The sequence below is a fragment of the Paenibacillus sp. LT-B23 genome (genome assembly GCF_059417685.1).
Map to the genome: position 1 here is coordinate 1 of NZ_JBSQBM010000021.1, position 13,173 is coordinate 13,173.

Annotated in this window: 13 protein-coding genes and 1 pseudogene; 6 read left to right on the plus strand and 8 right to left on the minus strand. The window is 43.5% G+C overall.

Annotation, left to right across the window (positions count from 1 at the left end):
• Positions 1 to 330: 330 nt before the first annotated feature.
• The 6 genes from ACWXW9_RS22325 to ACWXW9_RS22350 form a co-directional block, all read right to left on the minus strand.
• Complete coding sequence (locus ACWXW9_RS22325) at positions 331 to 1,701, minus strand: NCS2 family permease (RefSeq protein WP_431090443.1); 1,371 nt, start codon at positions 1,699 to 1,701, stop codon at positions 331 to 333.
• A gap of 221 nt (positions 1,702 to 1,922) precedes the next feature.
• Positions 1,923 to 2,312 carry a hypothetical protein gene (locus ACWXW9_RS22330; protein ID WP_494931235.1) on the minus strand — a complete coding sequence of 130 codons (390 nt, stop codon included), beginning with the start codon at positions 2,310 to 2,312 and terminating at the stop codon, positions 1,923 to 1,925.
• A gap of 45 nt (positions 2,313 to 2,357) precedes the next feature.
• Positions 2,358 to 3,296: an NADP-dependent oxidoreductase gene (locus ACWXW9_RS22335; RefSeq protein WP_494931236.1), complete on the minus strand. Its 939-nt coding sequence runs from the start codon at positions 3,294 to 3,296 to the stop codon at positions 2,358 to 2,360.
• 22 nt (positions 3,297 to 3,318) lie between these two features.
• On the minus strand, positions 3,319 to 3,684 hold the full coding sequence (locus tag ACWXW9_RS22340; protein ID WP_223264251.1) for a MarR family winged helix-turn-helix transcriptional regulator: 366 nt from the start codon (positions 3,682 to 3,684) through the stop codon (positions 3,319 to 3,321).
• Positions 3,685 to 4,003: 319 nt separating this feature from the next.
• Positions 4,004 to 4,675 (minus strand): SGNH/GDSL hydrolase family protein, encoded by a 672-nt coding sequence (locus ACWXW9_RS22345; RefSeq protein ID WP_494931237.1) that lies wholly within the window; start codon positions 4,673 to 4,675, stop codon positions 4,004 to 4,006.
• Positions 4,676 to 4,693: 18 nt separating this feature from the next.
• Complete coding sequence (locus ACWXW9_RS22350) at positions 4,694 to 5,539, minus strand: LysR family transcriptional regulator (protein ID WP_404592370.1); 846 nt, start codon at positions 5,537 to 5,539, stop codon at positions 4,694 to 4,696.
• A 131-nt stretch (positions 5,540 to 5,670) separates the two neighbouring features.
• Here ACWXW9_RS22350 and ACWXW9_RS22355 point away from each other — a divergent pair.
• Positions 5,671 to 6,800: pseudogene (locus ACWXW9_RS22355) on the plus strand (Gfo/Idh/MocA family protein).
• Between the two features lie 111 nt (positions 6,801 to 6,911).
• Here the strand turns inward: ACWXW9_RS22355 and ACWXW9_RS22360 are convergent.
• Positions 6,912 to 7,577, minus strand: coding sequence for a helix-turn-helix transcriptional regulator (locus tag ACWXW9_RS22360; protein ID WP_137061579.1), 666 nt, complete (start codon positions 7,575 to 7,577; stop codon positions 6,912 to 6,914).
• Between the two features lie 167 nt (positions 7,578 to 7,744).
• Here ACWXW9_RS22360 and ACWXW9_RS22365 point away from each other — a divergent pair, with 167 nt between their 5' ends.
• The 5 genes from ACWXW9_RS22365 (at position 7,745) to murB (ending at position 11,238) form a co-directional block, all read left to right on the plus strand.
• Positions 7,745 to 9,103 (plus strand): MFS transporter, encoded by a 1,359-nt coding sequence (locus ACWXW9_RS22365; RefSeq protein ID WP_494931238.1) that lies wholly within the window; start codon positions 7,745 to 7,747, stop codon positions 9,101 to 9,103.
• Positions 9,104 to 9,268: 165 nt separating this feature from the next.
• A complete protein-coding gene (locus ACWXW9_RS22370) occupies positions 9,269 to 9,622 on the plus strand; it encodes a winged helix-turn-helix transcriptional regulator (RefSeq protein WP_494931239.1) in 354 nt (117 codons plus the stop codon).
• Entirely contained in the window at positions 9,606 to 9,962 is a 357-nt protein-coding gene (locus ACWXW9_RS22375; RefSeq protein ID WP_283654670.1) for a HesB/IscA family protein, read from the plus strand. Before ACWXW9_RS22370 ends, ACWXW9_RS22375 begins: the two co-directional genes overlap by 17 nt.
• A 29-nt stretch (positions 9,963 to 9,991) precedes the next feature.
• On the plus strand, positions 9,992 to 10,276 hold the full coding sequence (locus ACWXW9_RS22380; RefSeq protein ID WP_044646081.1) for a HesB/YadR/YfhF family protein: 285 nt from the start codon (positions 9,992 to 9,994) through the stop codon (positions 10,274 to 10,276).
• Positions 10,277 to 10,347: 71 nt separating this feature from the next.
• Positions 10,348 to 11,238 (plus strand): UDP-N-acetylmuramate dehydrogenase, encoded by an 891-nt coding sequence (murB, locus tag ACWXW9_RS22385; protein WP_404581349.1) that lies wholly within the window; start codon positions 10,348 to 10,350, stop codon positions 11,236 to 11,238.
• Positions 11,239 to 11,613: 375 nt separating this feature from the next.
• Here murB and guaA read toward each other — a convergent pair whose 3' ends face one another.
• Positions 11,614 to 13,152, minus strand: a complete 1,539-nt coding sequence (gene guaA, locus ACWXW9_RS22390) for a glutamine-hydrolyzing GMP synthase (protein ID WP_137061574.1) — start codon at positions 13,150 to 13,152, stop codon at positions 11,614 to 11,616.
• Between the last annotated feature and the right edge of the window lie 21 nt (positions 13,153 to 13,173).

Here is a 13,173-nt window from a genome sequence, read left to right on the forward strand (position 1 = left end):
CGTTGACTCAGCTTGTCGCCTTACCAACTCTTATATCTTATCATGTCCGAACCAACTTTGCAAGCATTTTTTTAAATCTTTTTTTGTAACATTCGCTCGCAATATTGTATTTCTTGGCCGGAATTAGAATATATCATAGACCAAATAAGTTTGCAAGCATTTATTTCATTAATTCTCGAAAATCTCTATTTGTTATTCATTCTTCTTCTATTATACTCTCCACCCTCTTTCGCATCATGAATAACCAGAACAAAAAAGAACCTCGCTCCCTGAAACAACAGGGAAGGAGGTTCTGTACTGCCAAGAGCTTTTTCAGGTGATATCTAGTTGCTATTCCGAGCCCATAAAGGCAAAACGGATCACAACAATAACAGCAAGCACCCACATGAGCCAGTGAACTTTAACTTTGTTGCTGGTAAACAGGTTACTGAATACAGCCAGAACCACGTAAGACAAAATGCCAGCAGAAATACCATTAGCGATTCCGCCTGTAAAAGGCATCAGAACGATGGTCAGGAACGCCGGGAACGCCAGCAGGAAATTATCCCAATCGATGTTACGAACCTGGCTCATCATCAGCACACCAACGATAATCAACGCTGGAGCAGTAGCAGCGGAAGGCACAACCAGTGCCAGCGGTGCGATAAAGAGAGCGAGCAGGAATAAAATGCCTGTCGTTACAGCAGTCAGACCCGTACGCCCGCCTTCTTCTACCCCTGCGGAGCTTTCCACGAATGCTGTAATAGTACTTGTACCCAATACTGCACCGGTACTTACACCAACAGCATCCACCAGCATAGCTTTACCGATGATTTTCTCGCCTTTTTTCTTATCCTTCATTATACCTGCTCGGGTAGCCGTGCCCACCAGTGTACCAAACGTATCAAACAGCTCTACAAATGTGAAAATGAAAATGATATCAAACAGACCGATATGCAAAGCAGCCTTCAAATCCAACTGGCCCACTGCCAGATTACTAAAATCAGGAATCCAGTGACCTGTTGTCAAACTGCTCAAATTCGTTACGCCCATTGGAATACCAATCAATGTAGTAGCTACGATACCAATCAACAAAGCACCTTTGACCCGAACAACCATCAGCGCTGCGATAATGAGCAAACCGATCAGCGCCAGAAGCGCATCCTTTTGATGAACCAGACTACCCAGAATCAGATTAAAAGCATGACCCGGAACCGGCTGACCTACATCCGTCCCTGGAACGATACTTACCATAACCAGATTACACAGCTTAAAACCAACAATGGTAATAAACAAGCCGATCCCCACTGTAATAGCAGTCTTTAGATTTTCCGGAACTGCAACAAGCAACATCTGTCTCACTCGTGTCACGGTTAAAATCAGAAAGACGATACCGGATATAAATACAGCGCCAAGTGCCGCTTGCCAAGTAATCATACCGTTGGAACTCAAGACTACGGTCATAAAATAAGCATTCAAGCCCATACCCGGAGCCATGCCGATGGGCACATTAACGAACAATCCCATCAGAATAGTGATTAGTCCTGCACCTACCGCAGTGGCAAAAAAGACGGCTTCGCTGGGCATCCCTGCTCCAGTCGGCCCCAAAAAGGTATTGTTGACCACCAAAATGTAAGCCATGGTCATAAAAGTAGTAATCCCCGCAATAATTTCTGTGCGGACGTTCGTTCCATGTTCCTTTAATTTAAAGAAACGCTCCATGAGTCGTAATTCCTCCTACGCAAAGCATACTCGTATTGTTATCGTTCATTTGCTGTAATATTCGCATTCATAAGCGCTATATTACATCCGTTATTTTAGGCCGTCCCCTACTGCTTGTCAACACAAAAAGCGAATGTTGCAATTTAATCACATATGTATTGTTCGGAAAATAGAAATCCCGCCAAGCTGTTATATAGCTGACGGGTTATCAATTAGGCGAATCAGATATTTTTGTACTTATCAAAGGCATTCGCGGTGTCCGGTATATTTTCCAGATAAACGATCTTCCCTTCTGCATCCAGCCGAGCTTTGTCCACTCCTGTAAGTGTATACACTTCGCCTGTTGCTCTTTTGCCGCATACCGCCCATTTGGTTTCATAGGCACCCGATTCTCCGGGAACCGGCTTCCAGCCCTCATACATATGCTTGATGTCGAGTGTTCCTTCAAAGAACATGTCCAAGAAGCTTTTCCAGCTATCCATACCTTGTTTCCGGTCACCGTTCAGCACGAACTCAATTTCGTTGGAGAAAAGGCTGATTAATTGCGCTTTGCTTTTCTCATCATCTCTTGCCAAATCATAATAGTAAAAATAATCTTCCAGGATCTTCATCGTGTTGTATAATTCCTTTCGTGTTGCGCCTCGTTATATGTGTTCTTATGAAAAGGTAATGGCAATTTTACCGACAGCATGGTGGGTTTCGCTTAGAGCATGTGCTTCATACAGACCTTTTTGCGAAAATGGAAACGTAGCTCCTACCACCGACCTTACTTTTTTCTGCTCTAACAGGTCAGCAATTTCCTGTAGCTGCTGTCCGTTGGGCTCCAGCCATATATTTTTGGCCGTTACGTCTTGCTCCTTGACCAATTCTTCGTCAAAATTACTAACGATGGATATGATCCGTCCGGTGTGTTTTTTCAGAACTTTAAAGCTGTTTTTCTGAACATCTCCACCCATCGTATCGAATACAACGTCCACATCGGACAATACATCCTCGAAACGGGTCGTACGGTAGTCAATAATTTGATCGGCTCCTAATGAAGCAAGCAGCTCATGATTGCGCTCGCTGGCTGTCGTAATGACATAGGCACCAGCTTGTTTGGCAAACTGGATAGCGAACATGCCGACACCGCCTGCGCCTGCGTGGATCAATACCTTTTCACCTTTGGCCAGTTGACCATGTGTAAAGAGTGCCTGCCAGGCTGTCAGTCCCGCTAACGGAACAGATGCGGCTTCCTCCCATGAGATCGAGGCAGGTTTACGCGCCAGCAAATGGTCATCCACTAAGGTATACTCCGCATAAGTACCAAAGCGTGTCGTGTCCGGACGAGCAAATACCTCGTCTCCCACTTTCCAATCAGTTACCTGGCTGCCTACTTCCGAGATGGTCCCGGCAACATCCCAGCCCAGGATAATCGGAAACTCCCAATCCATCATTTGCTTCAAATAACCTTCACGCAGCTTCCAGTCAATCGGGTTAATGGAGGTAGCTGCTACTTTCACAACGACCTGATGGGCCTGTGGCTTAGGATTGGGTACATCTCTTTCCTTCAGTTCATCCTTGCTTCCGTAGCGTTCAATGACGATAGCTTTCATATTCAGTTCCTCCTCGCATATTTTACATATTCTTCACATTGGTAGACATGCGCTGTAATACATTTGTCAAAGAAACAATCTCCTCATCCGCAAACTCACGTAGCAGCTTGTCCTGAAAGGCTTGTCTTTCCTCTGACAAAACTTGCAACTCTCGAACCCCTGATTCTGTTAGACAAATATAGGTCACACGCTTATCCTGTTCTTTTTTGCTGCGGATAATCAGACCTTCCTCCTCCAGCCTTTTCAGATGCCGGGTTACCGCCGCTCCGTCCAGAACCAGCAAATGCTGAAGCTCCAACTGACTCAATTCCTGACGTTGATCAATGTGATACAAAATCTCAACCTTGGTAAAGCTCGTTTTTAACTGCGCTTCAAAAGCTGTATTCATTTCTTTACACAAAAGATGCATGCGGTAAAACAATTGGCTTTTTTCAGAGCAATGTTCGATGGTAGCTCCTCCTCGCAATTACTTGACTTATCAATTGATATGTCAATTATTATACACCTCTATTGAAAATATTCAAGCTTTGTGATGAGTGGTTTTCTGTGTCAGTGGTTTATAGAAAACACTCAGACAATAATAGAAAATACTCAAGCTAAACGACCCGCCTGAGTATTTTCACTTCGGTGTCCCGCTATAGTTCGGAGTAATACAATTGAAAAAGAGTCGTGGTGTATCTGTTCACAGCTGCAATGATCTCTATAGGTTATAGCGTGTTCATAAATCCAATAATACGAGCTGCCAGCCGCTCATGACCTACCTGATTTGGATGCAGACCGTCAGGAATACCGTTTTCCCCGGTAAAATACATCTGTTTGTGAACAGGCAGCAGGGGTTGAATTCCGGCGATGTTCCACAGGTCGCAGCACGGAAAAGAATACAGCGAAGCCACATCTCTCACAGCCTGCGCATACGCGCTATACACTTGTCCCGTGACTGCATTGGGCAAATGTTCGGGAACCGCATCACTTGATCCGTGGGGCGGTGTCAAAAAGATGATCAGCTTGTCCGGGTAACGGTTAATTAATCCCTCGGCAATATGCTTGAGCGCGCCATAAAATGTTCGCGTTTCCGTCGATGTTATGCCTAAATGACCGAACGGCGTTTCTCCCATGGAAAAATCATTTCTTCCACCCATAAAAAAGATCACATCCGCGTGAGCATTCATTTTTTCATATCGCTCACACATCGGCTCAAAGCCCCCGCTGGTTACACTGCTACCGGATATGCCGTGATTCTCAAAGCTTTGAAAGCCCAAGGCGTCGCTGACGATGTGTGGGTAAGGCTTTTCCCCATCCTTTAATTCATAACCAAAAGTAATGCTATCCCCCAAAAATACTGCATGGCTTCCCTGGTACTTGTCCTGATCAGTAGTCATTTGATCCTCTCCTATCCCTTAGATCGTATTATTGATTTCAATAAATTTATGTTCAATTGATGTCATCTTGTGGTTGGGACGGGTTATTAAATATGTATCTATGTAGCCGAAGGTTGGGGGGGTGGACAAATAGGATTTTACATTAAATTGCCGTGCCAGCTTTTTGGACATCAAGGTGATTCCCATTCCCATCAAAACAAACTGCACCATCGTATCAAACACCCCTACCTCCACAACCTCGCCATGAGTCAATTGCATGTCCTGATACATCTTCTCCAATTGCGTAAGATACAGGCAGCCATCCGATAGCACGATAATAGTGGCTCCTTGCAGCACCTGTCTGAGCTCTGAGCCTTCATGGATGCCCTTCCCCACCAGTACCAGATCTTCACGACAACATTTTTGATAATGAATATACGGGCTGGTGGAATAACCTGTGACGAAGGCAATATCGAGTTCACCTTCGAGGATCAACTGCTCTATTTCCGTGGTAGTGCCCGTTTTTAATGTCACAGAAGCCTGTGGGTACAGCTCATATACCTTCGTAAGCGCTCTTGTTGTTTCCCCCGCCACGATGGACTGCATCGTGCCAATGCGCAGCTTTTCCTCCTGCGGTCTCATTTTCATCTCTGTGTCTTGCCATAGCAACAAAATTTGCTTGAACTGAGCGTACAAGGTTTCTCCTGCGGGGGTCAGCTCCATTCCACGAGGTTTTCGGTAAAATAACGCTGTGCCGTAATGGGCCTCCAGCTTTTTTATTTTGGCCGTCATATTCGATTGCAGGTGATTCAGCTTTTTGGCTGCTTCCGTAAGGCTCCTCAATTCTGCTACTGAAACGAATGCCTGCATGTTCTCAATATCCACGTCTCCACCTCCCATCAAATAAAATGATAGCTATATCACAAACAAGCATTATTATTTATGTGTTAAGTGTATTATATTGGCCTTGGGCACTATTTTCCAGCCACATTTAAAATTTAGGAGGGTTCCGCAGCATGATGAAAAAGAAGATACGTGCAGGAGTGGTCGGGGGATCAATGAATAACAAATGGGCCAGTCAAACTCACATTCCGGCTTTGCTAAAGCATCCGAACCTTGTTATCACAGCCATTGGTACTTCTCGTATAGAGAGTGCACGAAAAAGTGCGGATGAAATAGGTGCGGTACTGGCCTTTGATGATGCTCAAAAACTTGCAGCTTCCGAAGACGTGGACATGGTGGTGGTGAGCGTCAAGGTTCCCCATCATTACCGGCCAGTCATGGCGGCGATTCAAGAGAGAAAGCATATTTTCTGTGAATGGCCCTTGGGGGCAAATACTGCGGAAGCTACCGAAATGGCTAAGGCGGCGGAACAGGCGGGCATTCATCATACCGTCGGCTTGCAGGCACGACAGGATCTTGAAGTGCAAACGATGAAAAAGCTGGTGGAAGACGGAACGATTGGTGAAATTGTGTCCTGTCATATGCAAGTAGCTACTCGAGGTAAAGGAGGACGAACAGATCAGGATACGGCTTATTTGCTGAATAGAGCCAATGGCGCCAATCTGCTGACGATTAACGGTGGGCACGCCCTGGACGCGCTGCAATACATCGTTGGTGAATTTCGTGAGCTATCGGCTCTTACAGCATCCCGTTACAACCAAGCCACTATTCAGGAAACGGGTGAAGTCATTCCCAAGGATACAGCCGATCAGATTTTGATTCACGGATTGTCGGAAAAGGGAGCCCCATATCAGTTCACATTCAGGGGGGAGTGAATCCAAAATTCGAGCTGGAGATTCAGGGAAAAAAGGGCGTTTTGCGTTTGGCTCAGCATCCTTCGCTTGGGCATGTTCAATTTGGCAATCTAACGCTCGAAAAACTTGTGTATGATCCAAACAGTAAGCAGAGTCATGCGCCTAATGGCCATTTTGAACCAATCAATTTAGTTCATGAGCCTGTTAGCGGCCTGGATTTCCCTAAAGAAGGGGTAACTCTGAATGTAGCCCAGGCTCACCATGTATTTGTCGAGGATATTTTGACTGACACCCGTCTCGCTCCCGATTTCAACCATGCCTTAAAGCTGCATCAGCTACTGGACCGCATTGAAGAATCGGCAACGACTGGAAAAAAGATCATGTGGTAAAAAGGATATCATTAGAACAACAAAACCTTTAAACAAAAGAACCTTCAAAACCACGAAGGATGTGGAGTTGACGGTTTTGTTGTCTTGTTACCGATGTCATTCATGCAAGCATCAATGTGCTTGTCCGCCTTCCCTAACCCTGTAAACACAGTTTCTTCCCCCCGCCAAAATATACTCTACCCGTTCGATATGAACATTATCTCCAAGAATGGTTTCAAATAAATGTAACTCATTCTTACATAACCCGGTACAAGCAGCAGCAGCTTCACAGATCGGACAATGCTTTTCGATAAACAAAAGACTCCCATCGCCTTGCTCCTTGACCTCGGCCATATAGCCTTCGCTTGTTCGAATATCGGCTAGTTTCTCCAGCTTCTCTCTTACGCCCGATGCGTTACCAAGATGCTGAAGATATTGCTCTTGCATATTCTTATTCCTCACAGACAACAGCTTTTCTAGCCCCTCGTTTCCGAAAGCCTCTCTCATCGAATTGATCAGACTGACTGACAACTCAGAATATCCGTTTGGAAAAAAACGATCAGCCTCAGGCGTTAATCTCCAGAGCTTTGTGGGTCGTCCCATGGGACGGGCCTCTTCTTCGTAAGTAACCAATCCTTCTTCTTTGAGAGCATTTAAATGTTGACGAATAGCCATACCAGATAACAAAAATTTGGAGGATAGTGTCGCAACATCCATTCCACCTTGCTGCTTTAGCAGATCAATGATCCCTCTCCGGGTACCAGTTGATGAATCCTTATTCGTTTGATTGCGGCTCATGGTGAACCTCCTTTTGAAAGCGACTGGATCTACAACACTCTCTACATTTTAAATAAAAATGTTGACAAAGTCAAAGTTAAACTGTAGTTTGAACTTTATAAACAAAAATGTTTACTAAGTATCCGGATATGAAGTATACATAAAAAATTTCTTGGAGGTCACATTTCATGTCGTCTAATCCTCAAAGTATTTTCAGCCCGCGTTATATTGCACTGTCCATAGGAATTATCCTGTCGGTGATGGCAGTTGGATTCGAGGGCTTATCGGTAACCACAATTGCCCCTTCCATTGCTGGCGACTTGAACGGCCTTGACCTATTTGGCTGGATATTCAGCACATATCTGCTTGCGCAGATTATCGGGACCCTGGTCGTCGGTCGGATCATTGATAGAAGAGGACCTGCAGCACCGTTCACTTTCGCACTTCTTTTGTTTATCGTCGGGCTGATCGCTGCCGCAACAGCAGGCGATATGTATACCATGATAGGGTCACGAGCCATGCAGGGTTTAGGTGCCGGCGCTATGATGACTTGCGTGTACACTGCAATATCCTTAAGTTATCCCGATGAATTACGTGCCAAAATACTCGGAGCATTCGGTACTGCCTACGTTCTTCCGTCCATGCTTGGTCCATACGTTGCCGGTCTTATCGCAGATCAGTGGTCCTGGCGGTTTGTTTTCTGGGGAATATTACCGATCTTGGTTGTTTCAGCATTGCTAAGTTTACCTGCTTTTAGGAAATTAAAGACAGAGAGAACACAAGGGGACAACGGAGCTAAAGCTACATGGTTGGCGTTACTATTAACGATAGGTACGGGGATTTTCTTAATTGGTCTTAGCATGCTGCCGATAATTACAGGGTTTGTTTTAGTCATTATCGGCTTAGTGCTAATGGTATATCCGCTGGGCAAACTGCTACCCAAGGGAACTCTTGCTTTCCGAAAAGGCATGCCAGCTATTCTAGCAACACGTGGGCTGTTCTTCGCTGCCTATACCAGCACACAGAATTTCTTGGTATTGGCTTTAATAGATGTGAAAGGTATTACTCCTTCTCAGGCCGGATTAATTGTAGCGAGTGCTGCACTGAGTTGGTGCGTCATTGCTTATCTGCAAGGACGTTGGGATTCGGCAGACCAAGGTCGTGGACGTCATACAAGAATTATACTGGGTGTGCTACTGCTTGCATTTGGGATTGCCTTCGTATTTTGGGTACCTGTTGTAACTGTTGCCGTTGCGGTTATTGGACAAATCATAGCTGGAATCGGAATCGGATTGGCACATCCTATTAGCGGCGTTGTGGCATTTTCCCAAACAGGGGAAGAAGGTGTTGGAAAAACTTCGGCAAATTTGCAATTTGCGGATTCTTTTACACCGGGCGTGGTTATCGGAATAGGCGGTTCCATCCTTGTTGTTTGTCAATCTGCTGGGATGTCACTGCAATCAGGATTAATTGTAACGATGGGTTTTCATCTTTTGTTAATCGTAATGAGTTTATTCGCTAGCACTCGGATTACACCAGCAAACTGAACTAATAAACAGATGAGGAATCCACAATGTTTACCACTTTAAAATCGAGTATTGACGTAACCGTTCCTTGTCCTTTAAGACATGGAACGGCTACGTAATTAGAACAAAAGGAATCAGTCTTCTGTCTATCTAAGCTGATCATGAGAAGGAGGGTATATCAATAATATGTTGACTACAGATACTGAGAAACTTTTTACAGCTTATCGTATAATCGGGACTAAATGGATTATTCATATACTATTTTCCCTTTCTCAAGGTCCAAAGCAATTTAGCGAAATTTCCGAAAATGTTCCTTCCATTTCGGAAAGCATCCTCTCTAAGCGTTTAAAAGAGCTTCAAAACGATAATTTGGTTAAAAGAACTGTAAGTTTGACACGCCCCATACAAACTATTTATGAATTAACACCAAAAGGATCTGCTCTTGCTACATTCATACCCTGTTTAATAGACTGGGTTAACAATGCAGCTAAAAAAAATGAAGTTCCAAGGAGGAATTACTACGATGATACAGGTCAGTGAAGCAGCATTCGAAAAAATCGTCGAAATCTTATCAAGTGCTAATGCCCTAAATTCTTTCCTTAGAATAGGCGTTGATGAGGGGGGATGCAGTGGTCTATCCTATTCTCTTATCGTGGATGAGCAGAAAACAGAAGGTGATATCTTATTAAATAAAGGTGAATTTAGTATCTTGGTTCACACTAATAGTATTAAATATATTGAAGGTCTTCAAATTGACTATGAAGAAAGCGGTATGTTAGGCGGTTTCACCTTGAATAACCCTAATGCAAGAGCTTCATGTGGATGTGGAGCTAGTTTCAGAATGGAAAATTATCGTGGCGAAGTTAAAAAATGCGATTGAAAAAAATTGGAAAGGGGAATAGATTATTTATGTCATTTGTAGTATCTGAAAAAGCTATCCATTCTTTTAAAAATGACTGGGATTTAGAAGAGGGCCAATATATAAGAATTTATGCGAAATATGCAGGTGGAGGCTCAGAAGCATTCTCTATTGGTATAAATTCAAGCGCTACACCAATTGATCCAGCTTTAGTTAAATCTATTGGTGGATTTTATTTCTTTATTGAAAAAACTGATGCTTGGATTTTGAAGGACGAATTTCTTAAAATTGATAGTAATGAAGAAGGTATATTTTTAAATAAAATCTCATGTTGAGACTATATAGGACGAACTTTTCTAGCTTTTCTTTTAAATCTTACATGTGAGTAACTTAGGGAGAGAATTTCATGAAGATTTTTGAGAATCAAATACCTTTGGAAAAGTTAAAATTAAATGAGCCATTAAAAAACTACACTTATGTAAGGATAGGTGGTAAAGCAGACATGCTTATCCATCCAACAGTGAAAGAAGAAATTATAAAAATCTTGGAAATTGCCAAAATACATCAAATACCTCTGACTGTCATTGGAAAAGGATCAAATATAATTATTAAAGATAGTGGAATAAGAGGAGTAACTCTTTCTCTGAGCCATTTCCATCAAATTAAAGTCAGCGAGCACAAGATTATTGCACAAAGCGGTGCAAATATTATAGATGTCTCAAGGATCGCTTTGGATAACACCTTAACTGGTCTAGAGTTTGCATGTGGAATACCAGGTAGTACAGGAGGCGCCTTATATATGAATGCGGGTGCTTATGGCGGTCAGATTGCGGATGTTGTCCAAAGTGCGAGTGTTATTACTAAAGATGGAGAAATTATGAATATAACCCGAGAAGAAATGAAACTTGGTTATAGAAATAGTATCTTCAAAACGGATAAATATATAATACTTGAGGTCGAGTTTAAACTCGAAAAAGGGAACAAGGATGTAATTTCCAGTAAGATGAAGAAATTAACTTTGAAAAGAGAAGCTAAACAACCTCTCCAGTATCCCTCTTGCGGAAGTGTATTTAAACGTCCAGAGGGACATTATGTAGGAAAACTCATTCAAGAATGTAACTTACAAGGAACTCGCATTGGAGGAGCTGAAATCTCTACTAAGCATGCGGGTTTTATCATTAATGCAAATAATGCTACCGCCGAGGATTATTTAGAATTAATAAAATTAATAAAAAATAGAGTACACGATAAATTTAATATTTATTTGGAGACGGAAATAATTATTTTGGGAGAATAATTTCTGTTTATTAGGCATTTTAAATTAGTAGTTCACCTTATTATGCTTAAAAAGCATCAAATATTGAAGAGTAGACAAAGGTAACGGACTAAGTACACTGCATAGCTGATTATATGAATATCTAATAAAACTCCTGAATATATTTTTTGATATGAAGGGGTGTCACATCCTCAGTTTCAGACACCCTTCCCGACCTAGAATTTTTGAGTAAGCCTGAAATCCTCGATTATCTCATTGATTTTGATCATAAAAAATACTCCCTTCTATTTGCTAAATAACGCAGATAAAAGAGAGTAATTTTTTTGTACTCTATTGTTGCAGGTGTGCGTAGAACATCAGGATTTACGAGCGATTAACACCATCCATCATCCCTGCCTATTCCCACTCAATGGTAGCTGGTGGTTTGGAGGTGATATCGTACACGATGCGATTGACGTTGTCGACCTCATTGACGATACGTACCGAAATCTTCTCCAACACATCCCAAGGGATACGCGCCCAGTCGGCGGTCATACCGTCGATAGAGGTTACTGCACGAATGCCCACAGTGTAAGAATACGTACGAGCGTCGCCCATAACGCCAACACTCTTCATATTCGGCAAAGCGGTGAAGTATTGCCAGATTTCCCGGTCCAGACCGGCTTTGGCAATCTCCTCGCGCAAAATATAATCTGATTCACGAACAATGGTAAGCTTGTCCTCTGTGACTTCACCCAGCACGCGAATGGCAAGACCCGGACCCGGGAATGGCTGACGCCATACAATCTCAGGTGGCAGTCCGCATTCTTCCCCGACTTTACGCACTTCGTCCTTGAATAACGCATTTAGTGGCTCGATCAACTTGAACTTCATGTCTTCCGGCAAGCCACCTACGTTATGGTGCGATTTGATCGTCTGTGCCGTGGCTGTTCCACTCTCTACAATATCCGTATACAGTGTGCCTTGTGCCAGGAATGTAAAATCGTCGAATTGCTTGGATTCTTCCTCGAACACATAGATGAACTCGTTACCGATGATTTTACGTTTTTGTTCCGGATCATCGACTCCTGCCAGCTTGGACAGGAAACGCTCACGTGCGTCAATTTTGACAACCTTCATATCAAATTTACCAACGAACGTCTCCATTACACTTTCAGCTTCGCCCTTGCGCAGCAGTCCATGGTCAATGAACATACATGTCAGTTGATCACCAATCGCTTTATGAATGAGCATTGCTACAACGGAAGAATCCACACCGCCACTTAAAGCGCACAATACTTTTTTGTCGCCTACCTGCTGGCGGATTTCACGGATCTGGTCCTCGATGAACGACTCCATCGTCCATTTGCCTTCACAACCGCATACTTCATAGAGGAAGTTGCTAATCATCTCATTACCATGGATGGAATGACGCACCTCTGGATGGAATTGTACCGCGTACAGATTCCGCTCCGGATGGCTCATTGCTGCAATCGGCGCACTTTCCGTTCCTGCATCCAGTTTAAAGCCGGATGGCAGATCCGTAACATGGTCTCCGTGGCTCATCCATACGGTTTGACGAGATTCCAGCCCTTTGGCCAATCTTGTATCCTCATTGAATTGCACGTCTGCTTTTCCGTACTCACGCTTGCCTGCACGTTCTACCTTACCGTCTAGTTGGTGAGCCATCAACTGCATACCATAGCAAATACCGAAAATAGGAATTCCCAGATCATAGATTGCCCGGTCGACTTGAGGGGCATTTTCTGCATATACGCTGGAAGGTCCACCTGAGAAAACAATCCCTTTCGGTGCCAGTTCTCTCAGCTTCTCCGCAGGCGTATTGTATGGAAGGAGCTCGCTGTACACGCCGAGGTCCCGTATTCTTCTTGCGATTAACTGGTTGTATTGTCCTCCAAAGTCGAGAACTACAACGATTTCATTAGGCTTATTCATTACCGTGCCTCCCTCAATTGT

What these genes read in the sequence shown, in the direction of transcription:
- ACWXW9_RS22325 (WP_431090443.1), bottom strand. Translation starts at nt 1,701, where the DNA reads ATGGAGCGTTTCTTTAAATTAAAGGAACATGGAACGAACGTCCGCACA.
- ACWXW9_RS22330 (WP_494931235.1), bottom strand. Translation starts at nt 2,312, where the DNA reads ATGAAGATCCTGGAAGATTATTTTTACTATTATGATTTGGCAAGAGAT.
- ACWXW9_RS22335 (WP_494931236.1), bottom strand. Translation starts at nt 3,296, where the DNA reads ATGAAAGCTATCGTCATTGAACGCTACGGAAGCAAGGATGAACTGAAG.
- ACWXW9_RS22340 (WP_223264251.1), bottom strand. Translation starts at nt 3,684, where the DNA reads ATGAATACAGCTTTTGAAGCGCAGTTAAAAACGAGCTTTACCAAGGTT.
- ACWXW9_RS22345 (WP_494931237.1), bottom strand. Translation starts at nt 4,675, where the DNA reads ATGACTACTGATCAGGACAAGTACCAGGGAAGCCATGCAGTATTTTTG.
- ACWXW9_RS22360 (WP_137061579.1), bottom strand. Translation starts at nt 7,577, where the DNA reads ATGAGCCGCAATCAAACGAATAAGGATTCATCAACTGGTACCCGGAGA.
- ACWXW9_RS22365 (WP_494931238.1), top strand. Translation starts at nt 7,745, where the DNA reads ATGTCGTCTAATCCTCAAAGTATTTTCAGCCCGCGTTATATTGCACTG.
- ACWXW9_RS22370 (WP_494931239.1), top strand. Translation starts at nt 9,269, where the DNA reads ATGTTGACTACAGATACTGAGAAACTTTTTACAGCTTATCGTATAATC.
- ACWXW9_RS22375 (WP_283654670.1), top strand. Translation starts at nt 9,606, where the DNA reads ATGATACAGGTCAGTGAAGCAGCATTCGAAAAAATCGTCGAAATCTTA.
- ACWXW9_RS22380 (WP_044646081.1), top strand. Translation starts at nt 9,992, where the DNA reads ATGTCATTTGTAGTATCTGAAAAAGCTATCCATTCTTTTAAAAATGAC.
- murB (WP_404581349.1), top strand. Translation starts at nt 10,348, where the DNA reads ATGAAGATTTTTGAGAATCAAATACCTTTGGAAAAGTTAAAATTAAAT.
- guaA (WP_137061574.1), bottom strand. Translation starts at nt 13,152, where the DNA reads ATGAATAAGCCTAATGAAATCGTTGTAGTTCTCGACTTTGGAGGACAA.